Origin of the sequence: Mesorhizobium comanense (assembly GCF_005503535.1) — a bacterium.
GTDB classification, from domain to species: Bacteria; Pseudomonadota; Alphaproteobacteria; order Rhizobiales; family Rhizobiaceae; genus Mesorhizobium; species Mesorhizobium comanense.
Window position 1 is genome coordinate 92,830 of the sequence record NZ_SCNN01000020.1, and the last position, 24,344, is coordinate 117,173.

The 24,344-nt window shown below is 63.5% G+C and carries 29 protein-coding genes; 18 read left to right on the top strand and 11 right to left on the bottom strand.

Annotated elements, in window-relative coordinates; translation table 11 throughout:
* The first annotated feature begins 2 nt into the window (after positions 1 to 2).
* Positions 3 to 296, top strand: a complete 294-nt coding sequence (locus FFS37_RS27245) for a hypothetical protein (protein ID WP_137934066.1) — start codon at positions 3 to 5, stop codon at positions 294 to 296.
* On the opposite strand, the gene FFS37_RS27250 is transcribed toward FFS37_RS27245, so the two are convergent.
* Positions 293 to 694 carry a GFA family protein gene (locus FFS37_RS27250; RefSeq protein ID WP_137934067.1) on the bottom strand — a complete coding sequence of 134 codons (402 nt, stop codon included), beginning with the start codon at positions 692 to 694 and terminating at the stop codon, positions 293 to 295. The genes FFS37_RS27245 and FFS37_RS27250 overlap by 4 nt on opposite strands.
* A gap of 120 nt (positions 695 to 814) precedes the next feature.
* Here FFS37_RS27250 and FFS37_RS27255 point away from each other — a divergent pair, with 120 nt between their 5' ends.
* The 4 genes from FFS37_RS27255 to FFS37_RS27270 all read left to right on the top strand — a co-directional run bounded on the left by FFS37_RS27255 (position 815) and on the right by FFS37_RS27270 (position 5,728).
* Complete coding sequence (locus FFS37_RS27255; RefSeq protein ID WP_137934068.1) at positions 815 to 1,579, top strand: TlyA family RNA methyltransferase; 765 nt, start codon at positions 815 to 817, stop codon at positions 1,577 to 1,579.
* Positions 1,576 to 2,814, top strand: coding sequence for a class I SAM-dependent RNA methyltransferase (locus FFS37_RS27260; RefSeq protein WP_137934069.1), 1,239 nt, complete (start codon positions 1,576 to 1,578; stop codon positions 2,812 to 2,814). Before FFS37_RS27255 ends, FFS37_RS27260 begins: the two co-directional genes overlap by 4 nt.
* Positions 2,815 to 2,957: 143 nt before the next feature.
* Positions 2,958 to 5,282: a caspase family protein gene (locus FFS37_RS27265; RefSeq protein ID WP_137934070.1), complete on the top strand. Its 2,325-nt coding sequence runs from the start codon at positions 2,958 to 2,960 to the stop codon at positions 5,280 to 5,282.
* 173 nt (positions 5,283 to 5,455) lie between these two features.
* Positions 5,456 to 5,728, top strand: a complete 273-nt coding sequence (locus tag FFS37_RS27270; RefSeq protein WP_137934071.1) for a hypothetical protein — start codon at positions 5,456 to 5,458, stop codon at positions 5,726 to 5,728.
* 126 nt (positions 5,729 to 5,854) lie between these two features.
* Here FFS37_RS27270 and mctP read toward each other — a convergent pair whose 3' ends face one another.
* From mctP to FFS37_RS27305, 7 genes are all read right to left on the bottom strand, one after another.
* On the bottom strand, positions 5,855 to 7,393 hold the full coding sequence (gene mctP, locus FFS37_RS27275; RefSeq protein WP_137934072.1) for a monocarboxylate uptake permease MctP: 1,539 nt from the start codon (positions 7,391 to 7,393) through the stop codon (positions 5,855 to 5,857).
* A gap of 4 nt (positions 7,394 to 7,397) precedes the next feature.
* Positions 7,398 to 7,619: a DUF3311 domain-containing protein gene (locus tag FFS37_RS27280; protein WP_210240482.1), complete on the bottom strand. Its 222-nt coding sequence runs from the start codon at positions 7,617 to 7,619 to the stop codon at positions 7,398 to 7,400.
* Between the two features lie 190 nt (positions 7,620 to 7,809).
* Entirely contained in the window at positions 7,810 to 8,199 is a 390-nt protein-coding gene (locus FFS37_RS27285; RefSeq protein ID WP_137934074.1) for a type II toxin-antitoxin system VapC family toxin, read from the bottom strand.
* Positions 8,186 to 8,461, bottom strand: coding sequence for an AbrB/MazE/SpoVT family DNA-binding domain-containing protein (locus FFS37_RS27290; RefSeq protein WP_137934075.1), 276 nt, complete (start codon positions 8,459 to 8,461; stop codon positions 8,186 to 8,188). Before FFS37_RS27290 ends, FFS37_RS27285 begins: the two co-directional genes overlap by 14 nt.
* Before the next feature lie 72 nt (positions 8,462 to 8,533).
* Positions 8,534 to 9,946 carry a metalloprotease TldD gene (gene tldD, locus FFS37_RS27295; RefSeq protein ID WP_137934076.1) on the bottom strand — a complete coding sequence of 471 codons (1,413 nt, stop codon included), beginning with the start codon at positions 9,944 to 9,946 and terminating at the stop codon, positions 8,534 to 8,536.
* Between the two features lie 119 nt (positions 9,947 to 10,065).
* Positions 10,066 to 10,533 (bottom strand): YbjN domain-containing protein, encoded by a 468-nt coding sequence (locus FFS37_RS27300; RefSeq protein WP_137934077.1) that lies wholly within the window; start codon positions 10,531 to 10,533, stop codon positions 10,066 to 10,068.
* A gap of 73 nt (positions 10,534 to 10,606) precedes the next feature.
* Complete coding sequence (locus FFS37_RS27305; protein WP_137934078.1) at positions 10,607 to 11,167, bottom strand: invasion associated locus B family protein; 561 nt, start codon at positions 11,165 to 11,167, stop codon at positions 10,607 to 10,609.
* 380 nt (positions 11,168 to 11,547) lie between these two features.
* Here FFS37_RS27305 and coxB point away from each other — a divergent pair, with 380 nt between their 5' ends.
* The 12 genes from coxB (at position 11,548) to rnhA (ending at position 21,242) form a co-directional block, all read left to right on the top strand.
* On the top strand, positions 11,548 to 12,414 hold the full coding sequence (coxB, locus tag FFS37_RS27310) for a cytochrome c oxidase subunit II (protein ID WP_137934079.1): 867 nt from the start codon (positions 11,548 to 11,550) through the stop codon (positions 12,412 to 12,414).
* 38 nt (positions 12,415 to 12,452) lie between these two features.
* Positions 12,453 to 14,105 carry a cytochrome c oxidase subunit I gene (gene ctaD, locus FFS37_RS27315; RefSeq protein ID WP_137934080.1) on the top strand — a complete coding sequence of 551 codons (1,653 nt, stop codon included), beginning with the start codon at positions 12,453 to 12,455 and terminating at the stop codon, positions 14,103 to 14,105.
* A gap of 76 nt (positions 14,106 to 14,181) precedes the next feature.
* The gene (locus FFS37_RS27320; protein ID WP_137934081.1) at positions 14,182 to 15,126 is read left to right on the top strand and encodes a heme o synthase; all 945 of its coding nucleotides are present in this window, start codon (positions 14,182 to 14,184) and stop codon (positions 15,124 to 15,126) included.
* Between the two features lie 2 nt (positions 15,127 to 15,128).
* A complete protein-coding gene (locus FFS37_RS27325; protein WP_137934082.1) occupies positions 15,129 to 15,290 on the top strand; it encodes a hypothetical protein in 162 nt (53 codons plus the stop codon).
* The gene (locus FFS37_RS27330) at positions 15,290 to 15,916 is read left to right on the top strand and encodes a cytochrome c oxidase assembly protein (RefSeq protein WP_137934083.1); all 627 of its coding nucleotides are present in this window, start codon (positions 15,290 to 15,292) and stop codon (positions 15,914 to 15,916) included. Before FFS37_RS27325 ends, FFS37_RS27330 begins: the two co-directional genes overlap by 1 nt.
* 1 nt (position 15,917) lies before the next feature.
* Positions 15,918 to 16,796: a cytochrome c oxidase subunit 3 gene (locus FFS37_RS27335; RefSeq protein ID WP_137934084.1), complete on the top strand. Its 879-nt coding sequence runs from the start codon at positions 15,918 to 15,920 to the stop codon at positions 16,794 to 16,796.
* 168 nt (positions 16,797 to 16,964) lie between these two features.
* Entirely contained in the window at positions 16,965 to 17,453 is a 489-nt protein-coding gene (locus FFS37_RS27340; protein WP_137934085.1) for a L,D-transpeptidase family protein, read from the top strand.
* Positions 17,454 to 17,477: 24 nt separating this feature from the next.
* Positions 17,478 to 17,864 (top strand): DUF983 domain-containing protein, encoded by a 387-nt coding sequence (locus FFS37_RS27345; protein ID WP_137934086.1) that lies wholly within the window; start codon positions 17,478 to 17,480, stop codon positions 17,862 to 17,864.
* Positions 17,861 to 18,616: an SURF1 family protein gene (locus FFS37_RS27350; RefSeq protein WP_171026441.1), complete on the top strand. Its 756-nt coding sequence runs from the start codon at positions 17,861 to 17,863 to the stop codon at positions 18,614 to 18,616. The genes FFS37_RS27345 and FFS37_RS27350 overlap by 4 nt, the downstream gene beginning before the upstream one ends.
* Positions 18,617 to 18,718: 102 nt before the next feature.
* Positions 18,719 to 19,729, top strand: coding sequence for a 4-hydroxy-3-methylbut-2-enyl diphosphate reductase (gene ispH, locus FFS37_RS27355; protein ID WP_137934087.1), 1,011 nt, complete (start codon positions 18,719 to 18,721; stop codon positions 19,727 to 19,729).
* A 5-nt stretch (positions 19,730 to 19,734) separates the two neighbouring features.
* Positions 19,735 to 20,712, top strand: a complete 978-nt coding sequence (locus tag FFS37_RS27360) for a homoserine kinase (RefSeq protein WP_137934088.1) — start codon at positions 19,735 to 19,737, stop codon at positions 20,710 to 20,712.
* Positions 20,709 to 21,242 (top strand): ribonuclease HI, encoded by a 534-nt coding sequence (gene rnhA / locus FFS37_RS27365; RefSeq protein ID WP_137934089.1) that lies wholly within the window; start codon positions 20,709 to 20,711, stop codon positions 21,240 to 21,242. The genes FFS37_RS27360 and rnhA overlap by 4 nt, the downstream gene beginning before the upstream one ends.
* Positions 21,243 to 21,273: 31 nt before the next feature.
* Here the strand turns inward: rnhA and FFS37_RS27370 are convergent, their stop codons facing one another.
* The 3 genes from FFS37_RS27370 to FFS37_RS27380 form a co-directional block, all read right to left on the bottom strand.
* On the bottom strand, positions 21,274 to 21,753 hold the full coding sequence (locus FFS37_RS27370) for a DUF2938 domain-containing protein (protein ID WP_137934090.1): 480 nt from the start codon (positions 21,751 to 21,753) through the stop codon (positions 21,274 to 21,276).
* A 90-nt stretch (positions 21,754 to 21,843) separates the two neighbouring features.
* Positions 21,844 to 22,326, bottom strand: a complete 483-nt coding sequence (locus FFS37_RS27375) for a peroxiredoxin (RefSeq protein WP_137934091.1) — start codon at positions 22,324 to 22,326, stop codon at positions 21,844 to 21,846.
* Positions 22,327 to 22,405: 79 nt separating this feature from the next.
* Positions 22,406 to 23,212 carry a protein-disulfide reductase DsbD domain-containing protein gene (locus tag FFS37_RS27380; protein WP_137934092.1) on the bottom strand — a complete coding sequence of 269 codons (807 nt, stop codon included), beginning with the start codon at positions 23,210 to 23,212 and terminating at the stop codon, positions 22,406 to 22,408.
* Positions 23,213 to 23,384: 172 nt separating this feature from the next.
* Here FFS37_RS27380 and FFS37_RS27385 point away from each other — a divergent pair, with 172 nt between their 5' ends.
* The gene (locus FFS37_RS27385) at positions 23,385 to 23,993 is read left to right on the top strand and encodes a YqgE/AlgH family protein (protein ID WP_137934093.1); all 609 of its coding nucleotides are present in this window, start codon (positions 23,385 to 23,387) and stop codon (positions 23,991 to 23,993) included.
* Positions 23,994 to 24,344: the final 351 nt, after the last annotated feature.

Here is a 24,344-nt window from a genome sequence, read left to right on the forward strand (position 1 = left end):
CAATGAAGATGCTTCTGTGCGGCGTGGCCCTCCTGGCCGCGACAGCCGCGCCGGCCAGGGCCGAAACGCGCTATGACCGCAATCTTGAAAAGGCCGCGGTCGGCATCGTTGCCGGCAAGATGGGCGACATCCGTGGCGGCTTTTCCTACAAGCAGGTTCCGCAATTGGTGGTGGTCCCGGATGCAGCGCCCGTGCCTGCCGCCCCAGCCGAGCATCCGCGCGAGCAGGCGTCTGGTGATCTGGACGCCGGTTTGTCTCCTGCCGTCGAGCGCCAGGTTTCCCGCACCATCTTCTAGAACCACATGTCGCGCACGCAGCGCCCGTCGCGCGGCAGGTCGTCAAACGTGTCGAGACCGTCGAAATGGTCGATGGGGAGATCGGCTACGGCTTCAGGCGGCGCCAGCCTCACATTGACCGCGATACGGGTCCGGCCAGAGGTGCCCGCGCGCAAACCGCGCCAGGCCAGCACGCAGGCACAGGTCGGGCAGAACAGGATTTCGAGCGACGGCGCATCCTTGCCTGCGCGCGTATAGCTGTTAACCGGTCCCGCGACGCGGATGCGCTCATCGACGAAGTCATAGGCCCACAGCGTGCCATAGCGGCGGCAGAGCGTGCAGTTGCAGGCGGTGACAGGACCAGGATCGCCTTCCAGGGTCCAGTGGGTTGCGCCGCAATGGCAGGTTCCCGTCAGCATCTGGCCTCCTTTGCCGCTGTGTTCGACCTCTCGCCCGTCGCCATTGTGCCGGCCCTGTGCACCGTCTGCAAGCCGCCCAATGTCCTTGCGTTCGCGCCCGCCTTTCTCCAATGAAGGGCGATGAACACGCCTTTGCCAGCCAGCACGCGCCAGCGGCTCGACGACCTGCTCGTCCAGCGCGGGCTGTTTGCCAGCCGCTCGCGAGCCCGCGACGCGGTAGAGCGCGGCACCGTCACCGTCGATGGCGTCGTTGCCCGCAAGCCGGGGCAAACTGTCCAGCCCGATTGCGCCGTCGGCGTGGATGATCCGGCACAGCGCTACGTCTCGCGCGCGGCGCTGAAGCTGATTGCCGGGCTCGACCTTTTTGGCCTCGATCCGGCCGGCCGGGAGGCGCTCGATATCGGTGCCTCGACCGGAGGCTTTACCCAGGTGCTGCTTGAGCGGGGCGCGTCGCACGTCACGGCCATCGATGTCGGTCACGGCCAGATGCATCCGGATGTCGGCAAAGACCAACGGGTGACGGTGATCGAAGGCCTGAACGCCCGCGATCTGCGATCGGCCGATCTGGCCGGCCGCATTCCGGACTTCATCGTCTCGGATGTCAGCTTCATCTCGCTGAAACTGGCTCTGCCGCCCGCACTCGCTATCGCCAAGGCCGGCGCTGGGGCCATGCTGCTGGTCAAACCGCAATTCGAGGCGGGCCGCGAAGCCATCGGCAAGGGTGGCCTGCTGAAGGATCCCGCCGATGCCGCCCGTGTCGCCGGCCTGCTGCGGGACTGGCTGGACGATATGCCCGGCTGGCGGTCGCTCGGCCTGCATCCGTCACCGATCGAAGGCGGCGATGGCAATCGAGAATATCTGCTTGGCGGGATCAGGGATCGATGAGCGCGCGCTTCAACATCAGGAAATTGGGCGCGCAGGGCGACGGCATCGCCGAGACCGAAAGCGGCGATCTGTTCATTCCGTTCACACTGCCCGGCGAGACGGTAACGGCGGCGCGTGAAAGGGACCGCGCCACGCTGATTGCCGTGCAGGAGGCCTCGCCGTTGCGCGTCGATCCCGCCTGCCGCCATTTCACCGAATGCGGCGGCTGCGCGCTGCAGCATTTCGAGGCCGAGGCCTATCGGCAGTGGAAGCGCGAGAAAGTCGTGCATGCCCTGAAGGGCATCGACTGCGACATTTCAGACCTCGTCGCCTGCCAGCCGCATACGCGCCGCCGTGTCGTGCTCGCCGCCCGGCGCACCGAAGCCGGCATGCTGCTCGGCTTCAACCGCCATCTGTCGCCGGAAATCATCCCTATATCGGAGTGCCCGATTTCGCTGCCCGAAATCGTTGCGTCGCTCGGCCCATTGAGGGCGCTCGCCGAATTGATATGCGCCACGACGAAATCGTTCCGCATGGCGGTCACCGTGACGGCTTCCGGCCTCGATGTGGCGGCCCACGAGTCCGGCAAGCTCGGCGAAAACCAGCGCCGCATCGCCTCCAATTTTGTCATGGCGCAGGGCTTTGCCAGGCTGTCCATCGACGACGAAATCATCATCGAGCCGAGAAAGCCGGTGGTCATGTTCGGCAGCGTCTCGGTCGCTGTGCCGCCCGGCGTCTTCCTGCAGGCAACCGAGACCGCGGAGCAGACCATGGCCGATCTCGTCGGCGCTCATCTGAAGCGCGCCAAAAGGGTCGCCGATCTTTTCGCCGGTTGCGGCAGCTTCACGTTTCGGCTCGCCCGGAATTCGGAAGTGCATGCCGTGGAAGGCGATGCGGCAGCACTTTCGGCGCTCGATCGGGGATCGCGTTTCGCCACGGGCCTCAAGCGGGTGACCGGCGAACGCCGTGACCTGTTCCGGCGTCCGCTGACATTCAAGGAATTGAATGCTTTCGATGGTCTCGTCTTCGATCCGCCGCGGGCCGGTGCCGAGGACCAGTCGAAGCAGATCGCGCGCTCGGATGTTCCGCTCGTTGCCGCTGTCTCCTGCAATCCGGTGACGCTGGCCCGCGACCTGCGCATCCTGATCGATGGCGGCTATGCCTTGAAGAGCGTCACGCCGGTCGACCAGTTCCTGTGGTCGCCGCATGTCGAGGCCGTCGCCCTCCTGGAAAAGCCCAAGCGACGGCGCGGCTGAGGCTCCTGATGATCACGTTTGGTTGAGACCGGGCAATTCGGCCGTTTTCGACCGAAAGGTGCCGGATTAACGCCGCAAAGCCGCCTTGATGCACCCGCCTATTCCTGGCCTGGGGCGGAAATATCGTTACTCTCACCTGACGGATGATCGTAATGCGGACGGTCTCGAAATTTCTCGCGTTCTTCTTCGCGCTCTCCATTTTCGCGCTAGGCCTGACAGACGGGGCGCTGGCGCAAGGCCAGAAGCGCCTTGCTTTCGTCATCGGCAATGCGGCCTATCCATCAGGCGCACTGGCGACGCCGGCCAATGATGCCGGGCTGATCGCACAGACATTGCAGGCGGCGGGTTTCGATGTGGTCGGCGCGCGTGATGTCGACCAGGAATCGCTGCGCGGCGCCTATCGCGACTTCCTGGCGAAGGTGACGGCGGCCGGCCCCGACGCCGTGGTGTTCGTCTATCTGGCCGGCCAGGGCTTGCAGTTCGAGGGCGAGAACTACTTCGCCCCGGTCGATGCCCAGATTACCAATGCGGCGGACGTGCCGATGGCCGCGGTGCGGATTTCCGACCTCACCAAGCCGCTGGCCGCCTTGCCGACGAAGGTCAACATCGTCGTGCTCGACGCGGCACGGCCGAACTCGTTCGCCAAGTCGAACCAGCCGCTGGCAGGCGGTCTCGCGCTGGTCGATCCGGATCCCAACATGCTGATCGCATTCAATGCCGCCCCAGGCACCGTCGCGCCGGAGGGCAAGGGGCCGTACGGCGCCTATGCCCAGGCGCTCGCCGAGATGATCCGCGACGCCGGCCTGCAACTCGGGGATGTCTTCGACCGCACGCGCCTGCGTGTCAGCGAGGTGACACAGGGCGCCGAATTGCCATGGGACGCGTCCAAGATCACCGATCCCTTCGTATTCTTCGATCGCGGCCCGGATGCCCCGCCGCCACAGGTTTCAGCCGCCGAAGTTCGCACCGACCGGACCAAGGAGATTCGCGATTTCGATGCGCATGACGCCTATGTCGCGGCCCTCGATCGCGACACGATGCGCGGCTACGAGGATTTCCTCGTCGCCTATCCGCACGACCCGATGGCCAAGCGCGTTCGCGCCATCCTTGGGGCGCGGCGCGAGGCGATCACCTGGCGCCAGACCTGGCTGAGGGACACGCCGGAGGCCTACTGGTCCTACCTTCAGCGCTATCCGCACGGCCCGCATGCCTGGGATGCCCGCCGCAGGCTCGAGCATTTCGACGCCGCGCTGGAGCCGCCGCCGAGCTTCACCGTCTACGCCTATGACGTGCCGCCGCCGCCGCCGGAGGAAATCGTCTATGTCGACCGGCCGGTTCTCTATTTCGACGACCCCGAGTTCGACTTCCCGCCGCCGCCGCCGGTCGCGGTGATCTTCCTGCCGCCGCCGCCGCCGGATTTCATCGTGCTGCCGCCGCCACCGCCGCCGATCGGGGTTTTCCTCCTGCCGACCCCGGTCTTCGTGCCGGTGCCTGCCTGGGTGAATCCGCCGCATGATATTTTCCCGCCGCCCGACAATGTCATCTTCAACAACATCCACAACACGACGGTCATCAACAACACGACCATCAACGAGAACAACAATCAGGGCGGTGGCCTGACCACCGGGCAGAAGCTGACCGCCGGCGCGGTAGGCATTGGCGCGGCAGCGCTCGCGACCAAGGTTGCGCTGCCCGCCTTCCTTCAGAAGAAGGAGGCCGCGCTCGCCAAGAACCCGGCGGTCAACCCGGGAGGCCTGCCGTCGAAGCTGGTCAAGACAGGCCAGCCGAACGGTGGCGCGGCACCGCTTTCCAAGACATTGCCGGCGGACAAGCTGGCCGGGCACGCCTTGCCCGGCGCCGACGGCAAGACGCTTCCGCTCGTCAACGGCAAGCCGGTTCTCAACAGTCAGAACCCGCCTGACGACAAGGCCGCGAAGCTGTTGCGCAAGAAGGGCGTTGGCGGCGCAACGCCGCTCGCTGCCACCAATGGCGGTGCTGCGACGGCCAATGGGCAAGGCACTCCGCCGAAACCCAAAACCGGCAACGCGCCCAAGACCGGCAACGCACTCAAGACCGGCAACGTCCTGACGCCCGACGAGCAGATGGCCGCCAATGGCAAGCACAAAAAACTGCACGCCCAGGATACGGGCGGCCCGGCCTCGAATGGTGGTCAGTTGGGTGCGCAGGGCAAGGGGCCGAAATTCCACAAGCAACCGACCGGAGCCGGCCCGACCGGCAATGATGCGGGTGGCAAGCAGAAGTTCAATGCATCGAACGGCAATCCGCAGCGTCAGATCAAGCTGCAGGAAAAGCCAAGGATGCAGGTGCAGTCAAAGCCGAAGCCCGAATTCCACGCCCAGCCCAAGCCTCAGATGCAGGAGCGGCGCCAGCCGCCGGGGCCGCCAAAGCCCCAGGGCGGGAAGAAGCCGTCTTGCGGCCACCAGGGTGAGCCTGCCTGCAGGAAATAACCGCTCTGGCGAATGGGGCCAATCTTATGGGGCGGCACCACATCCGGTTGCGATGTGGTGCCGCTTTGCCACCGGATCACAACTGCGTGGGGTAGGCCCCACCAAGATTGCGGCTGTCCCGGCCCGCTGGTACCAGTCGAAACCAGGCTGGGGCGCCTAAGGGAGTGATCTTGATGAGGATTGCAAGCGTTCTGACATCAATCGCCGTGGCCGGCTTCCTTGCGACCGGAGTAGCCTCCGCCGCGACGACAGCAGCTACAACGACCACCACGGCGCCGGCCGCCACGACGGCGGCTCCGATGAAGAAGAAGGCGTCTGCCATGACGCCGGAGCAGACCGCGATTTCAAAGCAGTGCTCTGCGCTTGCGGATGCCAAGAAGCTGCACGGCAAGGAGCGTCACAAATTCCGCGCCGATTGCAAGAAGAACGGCGGCAAAGCCACCTGATTTCCTAGCCAGGAGTGGCGGCCAACTCGATGCGGGCTGGCCGCCATTTGAGTAGACATGAAGCGGCTCCCCTATCGAGCCGCTTCGAGAGACCGTGGATTGGCTCCGGGAGCCTGCTGTTTCCGGTCAGCCGATGTAATCGGCGGCTACGGTCGCGTCCTGCCGGTCGGCCATCCCGAGCACACGGATGAAAAGATTGGCCGCGATGGATACCGCGAAGTTGAGGATCAGCGCGTAGAGCCCGATATAGGCCGGTATCGTCAGGCCGCCCATATGCAGCGGAAAGCCGGACGTCTGAAAGCCCGTCAGCGACGCGGCCCATATGCCCCAGATCAGTCCGGCAGCCAGGCCCAGCAGCAGGGCCTTGGCATCGAACCAGCGCGTATAGATGCCGCAGACGATGGCCGGCAGGGTTTGCAGGATGAGAATGCCACCCAGGAGCTGCAGCTGGATCGCATAGGTCAGCGGCAGGAACAGGATGAACATCAGCGCCCCGAACTTGACGATGAGCGAGAACAGCTTGGCCATGCTGGTCTCCTGCTCGGCCGAACAGGCCGGATTGAAATAGGCCTTGTAGATGTTGCGGGTGAAGAGGTTGGCCGCCGCTATGGACATGATCGCGGCAGGCACGAGGGCGCCGATGGCGACCGCCGCAAAGCCCAGGCCGACGAACCAGCTCGGGAAGAAGTGGAGCAGCAAGCCGGGCATCGCGAACTGCGCCTTGTACTGGGCGAAATAGGGCGCCAGTTCCGGCGATTTGTCGATGCCGGACGCGTAGGCGAAGTAACCAAGCATCGCGATCAGGCCGAGCACCAGCGAATAAGCCGGCAGGAAGACCCAGTTGCGGCGCAGCGTGTTCGGCCCTTTCGCCGACAGCACCGCGGTGGTGGCGTGCGGGTAGAGCATCAGCGCCAGCGCCGATCCAAAGGCGAGCGTGGTGTAGATGGATATCTGCCCGGTGTTGCCATCCTTCACCGCCGGCAGCAGCAGCCGGTTGGGCGGAATGGCCGCGAAGATTTTCCCCAGACCGCCCATCTTGATCGGCACGACGACGATCAGGGCGATGACCGTGACATACACCAGCAAATCCTTCACGATGGCGATGGACGCCGGCGCGCGCAGCCCGCTGGTGTAGGTGAAGGCCGCCAGGATGATGAAGGCTATGATCAGTGGCAGGTCGCCGGCGAGACCGCCGGTCGGGAAGCCCAGTCCGCCTATGACCACCTGGATGCCGACCAGTTGCAGCGCGATGTAGGGCATGGTGGCGACGATGCCGGTCAGCGCGATCGCCAGCGCCAGCGCCCGGTTGTTGTAGCGGCCGGCGACGAAATCGGAGGCGGTGACATAGTTGTGCTGCCGCGCCACCAGCCACAATCGCGGCAGGATGGCGAAGACCAGCGGATAGACCAGAACCGTGTAGGGCACAGCGAAGAAGCCGAGCGCGCCGGCGCCGAAGACGAGGGCGGGCACGGCGATGAACGTATAGGCCGTGTAGAGATCGCCACCGATCAGGAACCACGTTACCCATGTGCCGAAACGGCGCCCGCCGAGGCCCCATTCGTGCAATTGGCTCATGTCGCCCTTGCGCCAGTGTGCCGACACGAAGCCGAGCAGGGTGATGAAGCCGAATATCGCGATGAAGACAGCGGTGGCCACCACGTTCATGATGTCAGTCTCCACTGCCGGGCGGCACGGTCATCCTGTAGACGACGGCGATGAAGATGCTGGACAGCGGCACCCACAGGATCTGCCACCAGTAGAAGAACGGAACGCCGAACAGGCTTGGCTCCAGCCGGTTGAAAAACGGTACGACAAGCACGGCAATGCAGGGGACCGCGAGCAGGATGACCTGCAACGGCCCGAGCTTGCGCGGGCTGGAAACGGGGCTCATGTCAGGCATCCTCCCTTGCATGCGAAAACCGACCCTTGGGCGGCACGCTGCGCCGAATTTTTGCACTGAGCAAGAACGGCTCACCGGGACTGCAATGCCAATAATGTTACTGGAAAGCGGGATATCCCGGTTGCACGGCAGCGCGATCGGGTCGCTTCCGGAAAGAGGCGCGCAGCAATTATCCAGGTCGCTATGCTTCTTGCACGTCCCCGACCGCCGCAGCTTGCGCGGCCTTGATCAATTTGCGGTCAAAAGTCGCGAATCCCGTGCAATGCAAGGACTTGCGGAGGTGTAGTGCATCCGCGAAATCCACGCCGGTCTCGACCAGATCGAGTGCGGAAGAGACGATTGCCGCGTCCTCGATTTGAACCGTGGGAAGGCCACCGAAACCTCGCAAGGCTCTGACGATTGTGGCCTGGTCATAGCCGTAGGCGCTGCGCAGCACCCACTCGGCTTCCAGGAAGACTGTCACGGCGACAAATACCTGCAGATCGTCGATGATGCGCCGGGCGCGGAGAGATTGTTCGGGATGATCGTTCGTCAGGTACCGAACGACGACATTGGTATCAATCGCGAGCATGCCGTCGCCGTGCTTCGGCGTGAACGCCCGCATCCATTTCTTCCAGCGTCTTCGGCCCGCCCTTGTGGGGCAGGGAACCAAATACGTCTGCGGGCAGGGTTGCGGCGAAGGCAGGCGCTGGCTTCAAAAGGACGCCCTCCGGCGTCTCTTCGACCTCGAGGCGAGTGCCGGCGCCCCATTCCCTGCGTTTACGGATCGCGCTCGGCAGGATCACTTGCCCCTTGGTCGAGACGGTTGTGGTGAGCTTTTCAGAACTGGCCATTGTCGCTCGCCTCGATGTAAGACGACGGTAAGATAATAGAAAGTGATGGCGATTTCAAGGCGATAGGGTCCATCAAACCCGGGTGCCGCCGACCGTCATCTGGTTCATCCTGAGATGCGGCTGGCCGACGCCGACGGGCACGCCCTGGCCAGCCTTGCCGCACATGCCAATGCCGTTGTCGAGCTTCATGTCGTTGCCGACCATCGAGACGCGGTGCATGGCGTCCGGTCCGTTGCCGATCAGCATCGCGCCCTTGATCGGCTGGGTCACCTTGCCGTTCTCGATCATGTAGGCCTCGGTGCAGCCGAACACGAACTTGCCCGAGGTGATGTCGACCTGGCCGCCACCGAAGGAGACGGCGTAGATGCCGTTCTTCACCGAGGCGATGATCTCGTCCGGCTCCATGTCGCCTGAAGTCATGTAGGTGTTGGTCATGCGCGGCATCGGCTGGTGCGCGTAGCCTTCGCGCCGGCCATTGCCGGTGGCCTTCATGCCCATCAGCCGGGCGTTCTGCCGGTCCTGCATGTAGCCGACCAGCTTGCCGTTCTCGATCAGTACGTTGCGGGCCGAAGGCGTACCCTCGTCGTCAACGGTAAGCGAGCCGCGCCGCTCGGGAATGGTGCCATCGTCGACGACCGTGACGCCCTTGGCCGCCACCTGCTGCCCCATCAGGCCGGCGAAGGCCGAGGTCTTCTTGCGGTTGAAGTCGCCTTCCAGGCCATGGCCGACGGCCTCATGCAGCATGACGCCCGGCCAGCCGCTGGAAAGCACGATGTCGAACGTGCCGGCCGGGGCGGGGATTGCCTCGAGATTGACCAGCGCCTGCCTGAGCGCTTCCCCGGCTGCGTGCTTCCAGCTGTCCTCGATCAGGAACTCGCCGAAGGCCTTGCGTCCGCCCATGCCATACGAACCGCTTTCCTGGCGATCGCCGTCACCGACCACGACCGACACGTTGATGCGTACCAGCGGTCTGATATCGCGCACCACCTGGCCATCGGCGCGCACGATCTCTACATGCTGCCAGGAGGCCGCCAGCGACGCCGTCACCTGGCGCACGCGCGGATCCTCGCTGCGCAGCCAGGCATCGATTTCCTGCAGCAGTTTGGCCTTGGCCTCAAAGGAGGGCGAGGGGATCGGGTTGTCGTCGCCGTAGAGATGGCGGTTGGTGCGCGCCGGTGCGGCGGCAAGCGTGCCCGAATAGCCGCCCTTTACCGTCGAAACAGCGTCAGCCGCGCGCAGCAGCGAGGCCTCGGACAGGTCGCTCGAATGGGCGTAGCCGCTGGCTTCGCCCGCGACCGCGCGCAGGCCGAACCCCTGGTCGGTGTTGAAGTTGGCGGTTTTCAGCCGGCCGTTGTCGAACATCAGCGCTTCGCTCTCGCTGTATTCGAGAAACAATTCGCCGTCGTCGGCCCCCTTGAGCGTGTCGGCGACGATCCGTTTGACGCGATCGTCGGAGATATCGAATTGGCCGGTAAGGCTGTTCATGGCAAGTCCATCCGCGGGAGAGGCGATTTTTCACCACGATGTAGGCGCGAAGTCTCGAAGAGACAATCGTCACGCCTTGATCGCGCGGACAAAAGCGATTGCGGAACGCCTGGCGGCGATCACTTCTGGTTAACGAAGTCCTTGATGTCGCTTGTCATCGAATCCCAGTTCGAGAACTGCTCCTCGAGATTGGATTTGGTAATGCCGCCGGCAAAGCTCACATCCATCTTGAAGTTGGAGCCATCGCCCGAAAAAGCCTTCACCCAACGATACTTCTTGTTCCACGCATTGGCCTGCTCGACCGTGAAGGCATCGGTGTAGCCCGAGGAGAACTGGATCGACTTGCAGTTCTCATGGTTTTCGCAGCCATAGAAGTAGATGACGTACTTCATGCCCTGGAGCCGGCCGGAGACCATCGGGTCGCCGCCATCGTCCTTGTCGAGCTTGGCCGATCCATAGCCCTTGGCGATCTCGACGATCGCGGCCGGATCGGGTTTCTTGATGATTTCGGCATCGTCCGCCCAGGCAAGCGACACCGAGCCGGCCGAAATCAGACCGGCGGACAAAAGCAACGAGAACGAGCGCATGATGACCCCCAACGCCAACCCACATCCCGTGGGAATTCTGCGTCAGGCCAGGGCTTTTCGCAAGCGCCAACCGTCACGGCAGCGCGGCGAAACCTTCGGCGAAGCCCTTGAGATCGACGGGAATGCCGATGCCTTCCTCCGGTGTCTGGAAGACGATGAACGTCGCCGACGTGCCGGTCTTCAGCGTGTCGAGCAGCGGCTTTTCGAGGATGACCTCGGCATAGCAGCCGTCCTGGAAGCAGCGCACGAAATAGGCGCGGCCGATATCCTTGCCATCGACATTGAGGCCGAGCCCGTTCGGCAGCAGCACGCCGAGCGGCGCAAGCACGCGCAGGATTTCGGCCTTGTTGTCGGCGGTGCGCAGCACGACCACCGACAGCCCCATCTCCGGGCGGTCCTCGGCGACGACATTCTGCATCATCACGCATTGTTCGGAGGTGGCCCCGGCAGGTGTGTCGCAGATGATCGACCATGCGCCATGCGTCGAGCGCACCGTGCCGCTCGGCTGGGCGGCTTCGGCGTGGCCGGAAAGCAGAAGACCGGCCGCGCACAGGACGGCGAGAAACACGGCGCCCGCCAGAGGGCTCGAAAGCCCCTGTCGCGTATACCCCGGTCTTGAAAGCCAAGAGTTCATGACGGCTCCATTGCGAATCACGGCACTTTAAGCCGCGCCAATGCCAAGTAAAGGACGAGACAGCGGCTGAACGCCCCTGAAACGGCGCATGCGGCGCTTTTCCCTGCGAAATTCGCCCGAATTGCGACGCCTCGCCTGTCTCTCGGTCATAGGGGGCATGACCTCCCCGGCAATTGCTATTCGCCGCCTTCACCGCTATCCGCGAAGGGCCATGGCAGCTTGCGCGCAAAAATGCCGCACAGTTTCCTCCGCTCCTTTCTTGCGGAGGGAAAAAGAGTATGGTTTGAACCAGCTTGAAACTGTCCGGGATTCCCGTCCCGGCATTGTTCGTTATTCTCGCGGGGGTACGGATCGCGAGAAACTGGGAGACGAAGAGGGCGATGAGAAAATTCCTAGCAAGCACCGGTGCTGCTGCCACGTTCCTCGCCAGCGGATCCGCTTTCGCGGACCAGCCAAGGGCGTGGGAGACGGGCTTCCAGGCGCCGGCGACCGATATGATGCGGCAGATCGAGTGGTTCGGAAACTACACGATGTGGTTCATCATTCCGATCACCGTCCTGGTGCTGTTCCTTCTGCTCTACTGCGTCGTGAAATTCCGCGCGAGCGCGAACCCGGTCCCCTCCAAGACCAGCCACAACACGCTGATCGAGGTGATCTGGACGGTTGGCCCTGTCGTCATCCTGCTGTGCCTCGCCATTCCCTCGTTCCAGCTGCTGACCGCGCAATACACGCCGCCGGAAGAAGCCAAGCTGACGGTCAAGGCGACCGGCAACCAGTGGAACTGGGACTACGAATACCAGACCGACAACACGCTCACCTTCAACTCGGCCATCCTCCAGGAAGGTGATCGCGCCAAGGCCGGCAAGGAGGATCGCTCGATCTATCCGCGCCTGCTTGCAGTCGACAATGAACTGGTGGTGCCGGTCAACACGATGACCCGCGTGCTGGTCACCGCAACCGACGTCATCCATTCCTTCGCGATGCCGTCCTTCGGCATCAAGATCGACGCCATTCCGGGCCGTACCAACGAGACCTGGTTCAAGGCGGAGAAGGAAGGCCTCTATTACGGCCAGTGCTCGCAGCTCTGCGGCAAGGACCACGCCTTCATGCCGATCGCCATCCGTGTCGTGTCCGACGCGCAGTTCAAGACCTGGCTGGCCGCGGCCAAGACCGACCTGCCGGGTGCCAACAAGACGCTCATGGCCCAGGTCGATGGCCAGAACAAGGTAGCGGCCGCCGGCAACTGATGCCGCGGGTTAGCAAGATTTAGGGAACGGAGCGGAACATGGCAGACGCTGCAGCTCATGACGGGCACGACCACAAGCCGTATCGCGGCTGGGTGCGCTGGGTTTATTCGACCAACCACAAGGACATCGGTACGCTCTACCTGATCTTCGCGATCATGGCCGGCATCATCGGCGGCGCGCTGTCCGTCGCCATCCGCATGGAGCTGCAGGAGCCCGGCATCCAGATCTTCAGCGGCCTCGCGCAGATGGTCTACGGCATGAATGGCGACGCCGCGATCGACGGCGGCAAGAGCATGTACAACGCCTTTGCCACCGCGCACGCCCTGATCATGATCTTCTTCATGGTCATGCCGGCCCTGATCGGCGGTTTCGCCAACTGGATGGTTCCGATCATGATCGGCGCGCCCGACATGGCGTTCCCGCGCATGAACAACATCTCCTTCTGGCTGCTGCCGCCGGCCTTCATCCTGCTCTTGACCTCGATGTTCATGCCGAGCGCTCCCGGCGCCTATGGCGTTGGTGGCGGCTGGACGCTCTATCCGCCGCTCTCGACCTCGGGCCAGCCCGGGCCGGCCATGGATCTGGCGATCCTGTCGATCCACATCGCCGGCGCGTCCTCGATCCTCGGCGCCATCAACTTCATCACCACCATCTTCAACATGCGCGCTCCGGGCATGACGCTGCACAAGATGCCGCTGTTTGCCTGGTCGGTGCTGGTAACCGCCTTCCTGCTGCTGTTGTCGCTGCCGGTGCTGGCCGGCGGCATCACCATGCTGCTCACCGACCGCAATTTCGGCACCACCTTCTTCGCGCCAGACGGCGGTGGCGATCCGATCCTGTTCCAGCACCTGTTCTGGTTCTTCGGTCACCCTGAAGTGTACATCCTGATCCTGCCGGGCTTCGGCATCATCAGCCACATCGTCTCGACCTTCTCGAGGAAGCCCGTGTTCGGCTATCTCGGCATGGCCTACGCCATGGTCGCGATCGGCGCCGTGGGCTTCATCGTCTGGGCGCACCACATGTACACGACCGGCCTGTCGCTCGACACGCAGCGCTACTTCGTCTTCGCCACCATGGTCATCGCCGTGCCCACGGGTGTGAAGATCTTCTCGTGGATTGCCACGATGTGGGGCGGTTCGATCTCGTTCAAGCCGCCGATGCTTTGGGCGCTGGGCTTCATCTTCCTGTTCACCATCGGTGGCGTCACCGGCGTGCAGCTGGCCAATGCCGGCCTCGACCGCTCGCTGCACGACACCTATTTCGTGATCGCCCACTTCCACTACGTGCTGTCGCTGGGCGCGGTGTTCGCCATCTTCGCTGGCTGGTACTACTGGTTCCCGAAGATGACCGGCTACATGTACTCGCCCGTCATCGCCAACACCCATTTCTGGGTGATGTTCGTGGGCGTCAACCTGATCTTCTTCCCGCAGCACTTCCTCGGCCTCGCAGGCATGCCGCGCCGCACCATCGACTACCCGGATGCGTTCCACGGCTGGAACATGGTGTCGTCCTACGGCTCCTACATCGCGGCCGTCGGCGTCGCGATCTTCCTCTACGGCGTGTTCGAGGCCTTCCAGAAGAAGCGGATCGCCGGTGCCAACCCATGGGGTGAGGGCGCAACCACGCTCGAATGGCAGCTGCCTTCGCCGCCGCCGTTCCACCAGTGGGAGCAGCTGCCGAAGATCAAGTAAGGCGGCACGCCGCCCGAATACGAAACCGCCGGTGCGCCGGCGGTTTTGGCCAACGGAATGATGGACTTGAGTACGCATGGCCCTAGTCGACGAAACCAGCATTGACGAAGCGGGCTTCCGCATGTCGGAAGCCACCGCGGGCGATTTCTTCGCCCTGCTGAAGCCGCGCGTCATGTCGCTGGTCGTGTTCACGGCCTTTGTCGGGCTGGTCGCCGCACCCGTGACCATCAATCCGCTGCTGGCGGTGATCGCTATCCTGTCGATCGCCATCGGCGCTGGCGCCTCGGGCGCCCTCAACATGTGGTACGATGCCGACATCGACGCGGTGATGACCCGCACGGCCAGCCGCCCGGTGCCTTCGGGCCGCATCCAGCCGCACGAGGCGCTGAGCTTCGGTCTGGTGCTGTCGGTGCTGTCGGTGATGACACTCGGCGTGCTCGTCAACTGGCTGTCGGCGTCGCTGCTGGCCTTCACCATTTTCTTCTATGCGGTCGTCTACACCATGTGGCTGAAGCGCTGGACGCCGCAGAACATCGTCATCGGCGGCGCGGCTGGCGCGATCCCTCCGGTTATCGGCTGGGCAGCGGTCACCGGTTCGGTCAGCCTCGAAAGCGTCATTCTGTTCCTGATCATCTTCCTGTGGACGCCGCCGCATTTCTGGGCGCTGGCGCTGTTCAAGTCCGAGGATTACGGGCGCGCCGGCATCCCGATGATGCCCAATGTCGCCGGTGAGGCATCGACCCGCCGTCAGATTTTCGCCTATGCCCTGGTGCTGGCGCCGGTCGGCGTGCTGCCGTGGCTGCTTGGCTACACCACGCCTTTCTACGGCGTGGCCGCACTGCTGCTTGGTGTCGGCTTCGTCTGGTATGCCTGGAAGGTACTCGGCATGGCTGACGACGATCGTGCGATGAAGCCGGCCAAGGCGCTGTTCGCCTATTCGCTGCTTTATCTCTTCGCCATCTTCGCGGCCTATCTGGCCGACAGCGTTGTCGAACGCGCGCTCGCAATGGGTGGAGCATGAGCATGGCCGAGGAAAAGCTTGAAACGGTCGTTCTGACCGAACGCCAGAAGAAGGCCCAGCGCAGCCGCTCCATCGCCATCGGTGTGGCGCTCGCGGTTCTGGTCGTGATTTTCTACATCGCGACGATCGTCAAGTTCGGCCACAATTTGTCGGGCAAGATGTGATGGGCACCGGGACAGCAGGGAAGACGGCCGGGAAGACCAGCAACCGCGTCGTCGCGGCTGTGTGCCTGGCGTTTTTCACCGGCATGATTGGCATGGCCTATGCGGCCGTGCCGCTCTACAAGATGTTCTGCCAGGCGACCGGCTATGGCGGCACGACGCAGCGCGCCGAAAAGCAATATGCCGGCCGCGTGCTCGACCGTGAGATAACCGTTCGCTTCGACGCCAACATCGCCGGCGTGCCGTGGGAGTTCCAGCCGGTCCAGCGTTCGATGACCATGAAGATCGGCGAGACGGTCCAGGCGCATTACAAGGCGACCAACAAGTTCGACCAGCCAGTCACCGGCCGCGCCACCTTCAACGTGCAGCCGGAACTGGCGGGGCCGTACTTCAACAAGGTCGAGTGCTTCTGCTTCACCGATACGTCGCTGAAGCCCGGCGAGACGCTGGACATGCCGGTCCTCTTCTATGTGGACCCCGATATCGTGAACGTGCCGGAACTGAAGGACGTGAAGACGATCACCCTGTCCTATACGATGTTCCCGGTCGAGAAGAACAAGCCGGTCGCCTCCTCGGAGCCGGCCAAGGGCAATGGCAAAGTTTCAGATACCGAAAATCTCGGGGGTTGATATGGCAGACGCGCACGCAAAACATCACGACTATCATCTCGTCGACCCGAGCCCGTGGCCGTTCCTGGGATCGGTAGGCGCCCTCGTCATGGCTTTTGGCGGCGTTGCCCTCATGGAGTACCTGAAGGGCGGCTCGTTCCCGATCTTCGGCTACAACATCGCCAATCCGTGGCTGTTCTTCATCGGCCTCGTGATCGTGCTCTACACGATGTTCGCCTGGTGGTCGGACACGATCAAGGAAGCGCATGAGGGCCACCACACGCGCGTCGTGTCGCTGCACCTGCGCTACGGCATGATCATGTTCATCGCCTCGGAGGTGATGTTCTTCGTCGCCTGGTTCTGGGCCTATTTCGACGCCAGCCTTTTTGCGGGCGAGGCGCAGAACTATGCGCGCCACACATTTACCGGTGGCGTGTGGCCGCCGAAGGGCATGGAAGTTCTCGACCCCTTCCATCTGCCGCTCTACAACACCATCATCCTGCTGCTGTCAGGCACGACGGTCACCTGGGCGCATCATTCGCTGCTTCACGGCGACCGCAAGGGCCTCATCAACGGTCTGGTGCTGACCGTCGGCCTGGGCATGCTCTTCACCATGGTCCAGGCCTACGAGTACATGCACGCTCCGTTCGGCTTCAAGGATTCCATCTACGGCGCCACCTTCTTCATGGCGACCGGCTTCCACGGTTTCCATGTCATCATCGGCACCATCTTCCTGCTGGTCTGCCTGATCCGGGCGATGAAGGGCGACTTCACCCCCAAGCAGCATTTCGGCTTCGAGGCGGCGGCCTGGTACTGGCACTTCGTCGACGTGGTCTGGCTGTTCCTGTTCGCGTCGATTTACGTCTGGGGATCGGTTGGCGCCGTCATCGAAGGCCACTGATCGCTCCTGCGAATCCCGATTTTGAAGAAGGCGGCCGCGGCGACGCGGCCGCCTTCTTCTTTTCGGCGCCTCATCTTCTTTCCATCGCCCCATCTTCTTTCCAACGCCCCATCTTCTTTCCAACGCCCCATCTTCTTTCCAACGCAATGATCGCCGATCGATGGCCGGATGCGGCTGACACTTCCCTGGGCGATCTGCCTGCTCATCCTCTCGGCATTTCCAGCCTTTGCGGCGGATGCGGTCGATCTGGTGCGCGTCCACAAGGCGGAGCGGCGGCTTGAGTTGATTGGCGGCGGGAAAGTCCTGCGCAGCTACGGCATCGCGCTCGGCGGCGATCCCATCGGTCACAAGCACCGGGAAGGCGACCAGCGAACGCCCGAGGGGCGCTATGTCCTCGATTGGCGTAACCCCAACAGCATCGCCCATAAGTCGATCCACATTTCATACCCAAATCCGGACGACCGGGCAGCTGCCCGGGCACGCAATGTCGACCCCGGCGGCATGATCATGATCCACGGCCAGCCGAACGGTTTCGGCTGGTGGGGCTGGCTGCTTCAATTGGTCGACTGGACCGATGGCTGCATAGCCGTTACGGACTCCGACATGGACGAAATCTGGGCGATGGTGGCCGACGGGACGCCAATCGAGATCGAGTAATGACGACCAATGACGGCACCTTCCATGAGTGAAGACAAGGCGATCTGGCCTCCGATCGATCCGATCTCGGCTGGCCTGCACGGCCGCTGCCCACGCTGCGGCGAGGGGCGGCTGTTCTCCGGCTTCCTCACCGTCGGCAAACGCTGCGTCAATTGCGGGCTCGACTATTCCTATGCCGATGCCGGCGATGGGCCGGCGGTGTTCGTCATCCTGATCATCGGCTTCATCATCGTCGGCCTGGCGCTGTGGGTCGAGGTGACGCTCAGCCCGCCGCTCTGGCTGCATCTGCTGGTCTGGATCCCGCTGGCACTGGTGCTCTGCCTGACCGCGCTCCGGCTGATCAAGGGCGTGCTGCTGACCCTCCAATATGCCAACAAGGCAGCCGAGGGACGGCTGGATCGCGGCGAATGAGCCAGACTTCCATGAGCAAGGAAGGCCAGTCGCGGCCAAGGTCGGCATTGCTGCTCGGACTTGGCCTCCTGCTGCTGTTGATCCTGCTTGCGCTCGGCACCTGGCAGGTCCAGCGCCTGCAATGGAAGGAAGGCCTCCTTCAGACCATCGACCAGCGCACCCACTCGGCGCCACGGCCGCTGGCCGAGGTCGAGAAGGAATTCGCCGCGACCGGTGATGTCGACTACACGCCGGTTACAGTGACCGGCACTTTCCTGCATTCCGGCGAGCGGCATTTCTATGCCACCTGGGACGGCGAGGCCGGCTTCAATGTCTACACGCCGCTCGCGCTCGATGATGGCCGCTTCGTGCTGATCAATCGCGGTTTCATCCCCTATGACCTCAAGGATGCGGCCAAGCGCGCCAAGGGGCAGGTGCCGGGCAAGGTCACGGTCACCGGTCTGGCCCGCAATCCTCTGCCGGCAAAGCCGTCGATGATGCTTCCCGACAATGACGTGGCCAAGAACATCTTCTACTGGAAGGACCGCGACGTCATGGCTGCGAGCGCCGGCTTGCCGGCCGGATTCACGCTGGTGCCGATCTTCATCGATGCCGACAAGACACCGAATCCCGGCGGTCTGCCGATAGGCGGCGTCACCATCATCGATCTGCCGAACAGCCATCTGCAATATGCCATGACCTGGTATGGGCTCGCCGCCGCGCTTGCCGTGGTGCTGGTCCTGCGGCTGCGTCGTCCCGCGAAAGAAGACTGAACGCGCCACGCCCCTCCTTCTACCGATGCTCTCGACAGGGCCCGCTCTTGACAGAACAGGGGTAGGCACCTCATTTCGGCGCTGACCAACCGGCTGGGATTCATGCTTCAGACAACTGCCAAGCCTCCTTTGACGATCCGGCTCTGCCAGCCGCGCGGCTTCTGCGCGGGTGTCGACCGTGCCATCCAGATCGTCGTGCTGGCGCTGAAAAAGTATGGCGCTCCGGTCTATGTCCGCCACGAGATCGTGCATAACCGCTATGTCGTCGAGGGGCTGCAAAGCCTCGGCGCGGTGTTCATCGAGGAACTGTCCGAGATTCCGGCCGAACACCGGCAGTCGCCGGTCGTCTTCTCGGCCCATGGCGTGCCGAAATCGGTGCCGGCCGATGCGCAGGCGCGCAACCTCTTCTATCTCGACGCCACCTGTCCCCTGGTGTCCAAGGTTCACAAGCAGGCGATGCGGCATCAGCGTCTTGGCCGCCATGTGCTGCTGATTGGCCATGCCGGACATCCGGAGGTGATCGGCACCATGGGGCAGTTGCCCGAAGGCGCGGTGACATTGGTCGAGACCGAGGCCGACGCGGCCAGGCTCGAACCCGCCGATCCACACGCGCTTGGCTTCGTTACCCAGACCACGCTTTCGGTCGAGGATACCGCCGGCATCATCCGCGCGCTGCGGGAGCGCTTTCCGGACCTCCAGGCGCCGGCGGCGGAATCGATCTGCTATGCCACCACGAATCGTCAGGAAGCGGTGAAGGAGACCGCGGCCGGCGCCGATCTCTATCTGATCGTCGGCGCGCCCAATTCCTCCAATTCGCGGCGTCTTGTCGAAGTGGCGGAGCGTGCCGGCGCCACCATGTCGCTTCTCGTGCAGCGCGCCGCCGAGATTCCATGGAATGACATCGGCAACATTTCGACTCTTGGCCTGTCGGCAGGGGCGTCGGCGCCGGAAATCATCGTCGACGAGATCATCGACGCGTTCCGCCAGCGCTTCGATGTGACGATCGACCTGGCCATCACGGCCACCGAAACGGAGGATTTTCCGGTCATGCGGGTATTGCGCGATGTCGAACTGACGCCGGCCGACATGGCCTTCGTCAACGGGGCCGCGTAAGGCACATGGCGGTCTATACCGACGTTGCCGAGGGCGAACTCGGCGCTTTCCTCAAGCACTATCCGGTCGGCGATCTTCTGTCCTACAAGGGTATCGCCGAAGGCACCGAGAACTCGAACTTCCTGCTGCATACCTCGACCGGCTCCTACATTCTGACGCTCTACGAAAAGCGCGTCGAAAAAGCCGATCTGCCGTTCTTCCTCGGGCTGATGGGGCATCTCGCCAACAAGGGTGTGTCGTGCCCGCTGCCGGTGACCGCGCATGACGGCAGCGTCATCGGCACGCTGGCCGGCCGCCCGGCGGTCATCATCACTTTCCTCGAAGGGCTTTCGTTGCGGCGGCCGACGGCGACGCATTGCGCCGAGGTCGGCAAGGCGCTTGCAGCGCTCCACCTTGCCGGCGCCGATTTTCCGATGAAGCGTCCCAATGCTCTGGCCATCGACGGCTGGCGCAAACTTTGGGATGCGTCCCGCGGCCGGGCCGATGAAGTCGAACCGGGATTGGCCGCCGAAGTCGATGCGGACTTCGCCGATTTCGAGCGCCATTGGCCGCAAGGCCTTCCGGCGGGCATCATCCATGCCGATCTTTTCCCCGATAACGTCTTCTTCCTCGGCGAGAAGCTTTCCGGCCTGATCGACTTTTATTTCGCCTGCGACGACCTCTACGCCTACGACGTCGCCACCTGTCTCAACGCCTGGTGCTTCGAGAAGGACTTTTCCTTCAACCTGACCAAGGGCAAGGCGCTGCTGGAGAGCTACCAGAGCGTGCGCCCGCTGAGCGCGCAAGAAAAGGCAGCGCTGCCGACGCTGGCGCGCGGCTCGGCGCTGCGCTTCATGCTGACCCGGCTCTACGACTGGCTGACCGTGCCCGACGGCGGGCTGGTGATGAAGCGCGATCCGACGGAATACATCAGAAGGATGCGCTTCCATCGGGCGATCAAATCGCCTTCGGAGTATGGATTGGCCGAAAACGGGGTGTCATGAGCAAACAGGTTGAAATCTTCACCGACGGCGCCTGTTCGGGCAATCCCGGCCCCGGCGGCTGGGGCGCGATCCTGCGATTCAACGGCGCCACCAAGGAGCTTTCCGGCGGCGAGGCCGAGACGACCAACAACCGCATGGAGCTGCTTGCCGCCATCTCGGCGCTCAACGCGCTCAAGGAGCCTTGCACGGTCGAGCTTCATACCGACAGCAAATACGTCATGGATGGCATTTCCAAGTGGATCCATGGCTGGAAGAAGAATGGCTGGAAGACCGCCGACAAGAAACCGGTCAAGAATGGCGAGCTCTGGCAGGCGCTGGACGAGGCAAACCGGCGTCACAAGGTGACCTGGAACTGGGTCAAGGGCCATGCCGGCCACGCCGAAAACGAACGCGCCGATGAACTCGCGCGCGAAGGCATGGCGCCGTTCAAGAAAGGCGCTTTCAAGCCGGCGGCGTCCGCGCCAAGGCCTGATGGCCAACCAAAGCAAGCTTCGGCTCCCAAGGTGCGTCGGTCGACGCAGAGTTACTGAAGCTCCGGACTGCCCGGTTTCTGCCGCCCCGTCAGCGGATCAGCAGAGCCGTGCCCCAAAGTCCGAGCGCGAACACCGTGTGCGAGATCACGTTGAAGGCGCGGATCTGCATCGGGTTGGGGCGCTTGGACGCGGCCCAGCCGGCACCCATGCCCGGCGCCAGCAGGAACCAGCCGGCCCCGATGGTTACCATGCCGAGGATGAAGGCGGGCAGGAAGGTGGGCGCCGAGAGCCAGGCTGCCCCGGTCAGCATGACAAGGATGATGCCGTAGACGATGCCGGTGAGGTAATGGAAAGCCCAGCCCAGCGCCTGCTCATGGGCATAGGGTGTGGCCTTGGCAATGTCCTCATGGAAGACCTTGCCGTCCTTGAGGTGCCAGACCCAGCGGCCGGGCGGGCCCCAGTTCGGCCGTGGTTGGCCGAACGCCCAGTGGAGGAAGAAGGCCCAGATATCCATCAGCACGGTCGCGCCGATGCCAATCACGATAGCGCGCCACAAGATGTCGAACATTGCTGCAATCCCCCGAAGCCCGCTGCAAATCAGCAAGGCGGGCACCTGTCGGCGAGACCGGCAGGCCTCGCCGGGTCGGTCGTTACTGACTTAGAGCTGTCCCAGGATATGAGCCGCGCCGGATTCATCGACGCCGGGCTTGGTCTCGACATTGAGCGCGGTGACCTTGCCGTCGTCGACAACCATCGAGAACCGCTTGGAGCGCACGCCCATGCCGCCGCCGGAGTAGTCGGCGTCGAGGCCGACCGCCTTGGCAAAGTCGCCATTGCCGTCGGCGAGGAACAGGATCTTGCCTTCGCCGCCGGTGAAGCGCGCCCAGGCGCCCATGACGTGGACATCGTTGACCGAAACGACGGCGATGGTGTCGACGCCGCGCGCCAGGATGGCGTCATGATTTTCGAGGTAGCCGGGCAGATGGTTGTTGCTGCAGGTCGGCGTGAAGGCGCCTGGGACGCCGAACAGGACCACCTTCTTTCCAGCGAAAATCTCAGCCGACGTGATCGGCTTCGCGCCGTCGGCGGTCATCGTCTTGAAGGTCGTCTCAGGCAGCTTGTCGCCAACGGAAATGGTCATGAGTTCCTCGCTTGGGGATGGGAAGAAGATGCATGCTTGCGTAGCGAACTCGGCGGCGTCCTGCAACAGGCCGCTGGCGTCACGGGAAAGGCAGAAGCCCTTCGACTGCCCCGGCCGAACTGGTCAGCGTGTAGTGCAGCCCGCCATCCGTGGGCGTCGTCGAGGGGCGGTCGAGGATCGGCACAGTAAAGATCAGCTTGCCGTCCTTCTCGCTGCGGGAAGGGGTGCCGAACATATAGTCGTGCTCGCCGGCGACAAAGAAATCCGCGGCCTCCGGGTCGCCCGGAAAGCTCGCCTCCACGATCAGCGTTTCATGGTCGCCCGGCAGCACGTTGATGCCGAAGTCGGCCTTTGCCGGCGCCGGCAGTGCCGTGAAACTCGCCTTTACCAGGGCCGCGTCGTCGGCATTGTCGGGGTCGGATGCTGGGTCGACGGTCAGCCGTGTCTGCACGGGGATGCAGATCGTTTCACAAATACCGAGAAAGATGTCGGCATCGATGACCGCCGGCTGGTTCGGCGTCGCCAGCGTGAAGGTCACCGGCAGCGAAACCGGATAGTTGTAGCCGGCCCACTTTCCGTATCCGTCGTCGTGGCGCTGCGGTGCGGGGAACGAGAGCGCGGCATCGGCGATGTTGGTGCTGGCTGAAATGTCGAGCTGCGGCGGAACGCCTGCGTCGCCCGGATCACGCCAGTAGGTCTTCCAGCCGGGTTTGAGAGCGATGTCGAGGACGCCCTGGATGCGGCCGGCATCGTCCGGCTTGCCTGATGTCACCAGGCGCACCTTGCCGCCTTCGCTGTTGTACCAGGCTGATGAAGAGGCAGCGGCGGGGAAGGCGATTGCCGATCCGATGGCGGCGCCGAGCAACAGGATTTTCAAGCTTTGCATGGGGGTGATTTGATCGTCCGTTCGTGGCGGTGCAATGATTTCATGGCGTTGCCGGCATCATATTTGCGTGACTCCTTATGGCAAGCCAGGGACGCATCGCCGACATGGGCTTTGGTCGAATCCGGCGCGGCGCATCTTTTCGGCGCCCGGGAAAAACGTTACCCTCACCGCCATGGATTTGTTGCGCCACAAGAAGACGGCCGCCGGACGCGGCTTTCTCGACGATCAGTTCCTGATTGCCATGCCCGGCATGAAGGATGACCGTTTCACGCGTTCGGTCATCTATATCTGCGCGCATTCCGACGAAGGTGCGATGGGGCTGATCATCAACCAGACACAGCAGATGCTGTTTCCGGACCTTCTGGTTCAGCTCGGCATCATGAACGAACAGGAGGCGATACGCCTGCCGGCGCAGGCGCGCGATTTCGTCGTGCGCAATGGCGGTCCGGTCGATCGCAGCCGGGGCTTCGTCCTGCATTCGGGCGACTACCGGGTGGAATCCTCGCTGACCGTCTCCGACGACATCTGCCTGACGGCGACCGTCGACATCCTGCGCGCCATATCCTCCGGGCGCGGTCCACGCCATGCGCTGATGGCGCTGGGTTACTCGGGCTGGGGGGCTGGCCAGCTGGAAACCGAGATTGCAGAGAATGGCTGGCTGACCTGCCCGGCCGATCCCGAGCTCCTGTTCGACGCCGATATCGAGCGCAAATACGATCGCATTCTTGCCTCGATCGGCATCGATCTGGCGCATCTGAGCCTCGCCGCCGGGCATGCCTGAGTTCGTCGCCGTCGTCAGTTGAGCCTCACCTTCGCAACCTTCGAGACTAGCGGAGGCCTCCCCGACCTCGTCATCCTAGGGCGAAGCAAGGCGCGAAGCGCCGCAGCGCAGACCCTAGGATTCATGCCGCGACATTAAGGCGTTGAAAACGGTACAGAATTCTGCGCCGCTGCGCCCTACGATCGAGTTCACGGAATGGATCCTAGGGTCTTCGCGACGGAGCTTCGCTCCTGCTTCGCCCTAGGATTGTTTGAGCAGGATCGGGTAGTTTGGCGGCCGGGACTGCGGCCCATCACAGCCAGCAGTCCCGGCGGCAGGCGACCGCCCTTAGGACCGGGTAACACCCGACGT

Coding starts and splice junctions, on each gene's coding strand:
- FFS37_RS27245 (WP_137934066.1), top strand. CDS start 3: ATGAAGATGCTTCTGTGCGGCGTGGCCCTCCTGGCCGCGACAGCCGCG.
- FFS37_RS27250 (WP_137934067.1), bottom strand. CDS start 694: ATGCTGACGGGAACCTGCCATTGCGGCGCAACCCACTGGACCCTGGAA.
- FFS37_RS27255 (WP_137934068.1), top strand. CDS start 815: ATGAACACGCCTTTGCCAGCCAGCACGCGCCAGCGGCTCGACGACCTG.
- FFS37_RS27260 (WP_137934069.1), top strand. CDS start 1,576: ATGAGCGCGCGCTTCAACATCAGGAAATTGGGCGCGCAGGGCGACGGC.
- FFS37_RS27265 (WP_137934070.1), top strand. CDS start 2,958: ATGATCGTAATGCGGACGGTCTCGAAATTTCTCGCGTTCTTCTTCGCG.
- FFS37_RS27270 (WP_137934071.1), top strand. CDS start 5,456: ATGAGGATTGCAAGCGTTCTGACATCAATCGCCGTGGCCGGCTTCCTT.
- mctP (WP_137934072.1), bottom strand. CDS start 7,393: ATGAACGTGGTGGCCACCGCTGTCTTCATCGCGATATTCGGCTTCATC.
- FFS37_RS27280 (WP_210240482.1), bottom strand. CDS start 7,619: ATGAGCCCCGTTTCCAGCCCGCGCAAGCTCGGGCCGTTGCAGGTCATC.
- FFS37_RS27285 (WP_137934074.1), bottom strand. CDS start 8,199: ATGCTCGCGATTGATACCAATGTCGTCGTTCGGTACCTGACGAACGAT.
- FFS37_RS27290 (WP_137934075.1), bottom strand. CDS start 8,461: ATGGCCAGTTCTGAAAAGCTCACCACAACCGTCTCGACCAAGGGGCAA.
- tldD (WP_137934076.1), bottom strand. CDS start 9,946: ATGAACAGCCTTACCGGCCAATTCGATATCTCCGACGATCGCGTCAAA.
- FFS37_RS27300 (WP_137934077.1), bottom strand. CDS start 10,533: ATGCGCTCGTTCTCGTTGCTTTTGTCCGCCGGTCTGATTTCGGCCGGC.
- FFS37_RS27305 (WP_137934078.1), bottom strand. CDS start 11,167: ATGAACTCTTGGCTTTCAAGACCGGGGTATACGCGACAGGGGCTTTCG.
- coxB (WP_137934079.1), top strand. CDS start 11,548: ATGAGAAAATTCCTAGCAAGCACCGGTGCTGCTGCCACGTTCCTCGCC.
- ctaD (WP_137934080.1), top strand. CDS start 12,453: ATGGCAGACGCTGCAGCTCATGACGGGCACGACCACAAGCCGTATCGC.
- FFS37_RS27320 (WP_137934081.1), top strand. CDS start 14,182: ATGGCCCTAGTCGACGAAACCAGCATTGACGAAGCGGGCTTCCGCATG.
- FFS37_RS27325 (WP_137934082.1), top strand. CDS start 15,129: ATGGCCGAGGAAAAGCTTGAAACGGTCGTTCTGACCGAACGCCAGAAG.
- FFS37_RS27330 (WP_137934083.1), top strand. CDS start 15,290: ATGGGCACCGGGACAGCAGGGAAGACGGCCGGGAAGACCAGCAACCGC.
- FFS37_RS27335 (WP_137934084.1), top strand. CDS start 15,918: ATGGCAGACGCGCACGCAAAACATCACGACTATCATCTCGTCGACCCG.
- FFS37_RS27340 (WP_137934085.1), top strand. CDS start 16,965: ATGCGGCTGACACTTCCCTGGGCGATCTGCCTGCTCATCCTCTCGGCA.
- FFS37_RS27345 (WP_137934086.1), top strand. CDS start 17,478: ATGAGTGAAGACAAGGCGATCTGGCCTCCGATCGATCCGATCTCGGCT.
- FFS37_RS27350 (WP_171026441.1), top strand. CDS start 17,861: ATGAGCCAGACTTCCATGAGCAAGGAAGGCCAGTCGCGGCCAAGGTCG.
- ispH (WP_137934087.1), top strand. CDS start 18,719: ATGCTTCAGACAACTGCCAAGCCTCCTTTGACGATCCGGCTCTGCCAG.
- FFS37_RS27360 (WP_137934088.1), top strand. CDS start 19,735: ATGGCGGTCTATACCGACGTTGCCGAGGGCGAACTCGGCGCTTTCCTC.
- rnhA (WP_137934089.1), top strand. CDS start 20,709: ATGAGCAAACAGGTTGAAATCTTCACCGACGGCGCCTGTTCGGGCAAT.
- FFS37_RS27370 (WP_137934090.1), bottom strand. CDS start 21,753: ATGTTCGACATCTTGTGGCGCGCTATCGTGATTGGCATCGGCGCGACC.
- FFS37_RS27375 (WP_137934091.1), bottom strand. CDS start 22,326: ATGACCATTTCCGTTGGCGACAAGCTGCCTGAGACGACCTTCAAGACG.
- FFS37_RS27380 (WP_137934092.1), bottom strand. CDS start 23,212: ATGCAAAGCTTGAAAATCCTGTTGCTCGGCGCCGCCATCGGATCGGCA.
- FFS37_RS27385 (WP_137934093.1), top strand. CDS start 23,385: ATGGATTTGTTGCGCCACAAGAAGACGGCCGCCGGACGCGGCTTTCTC.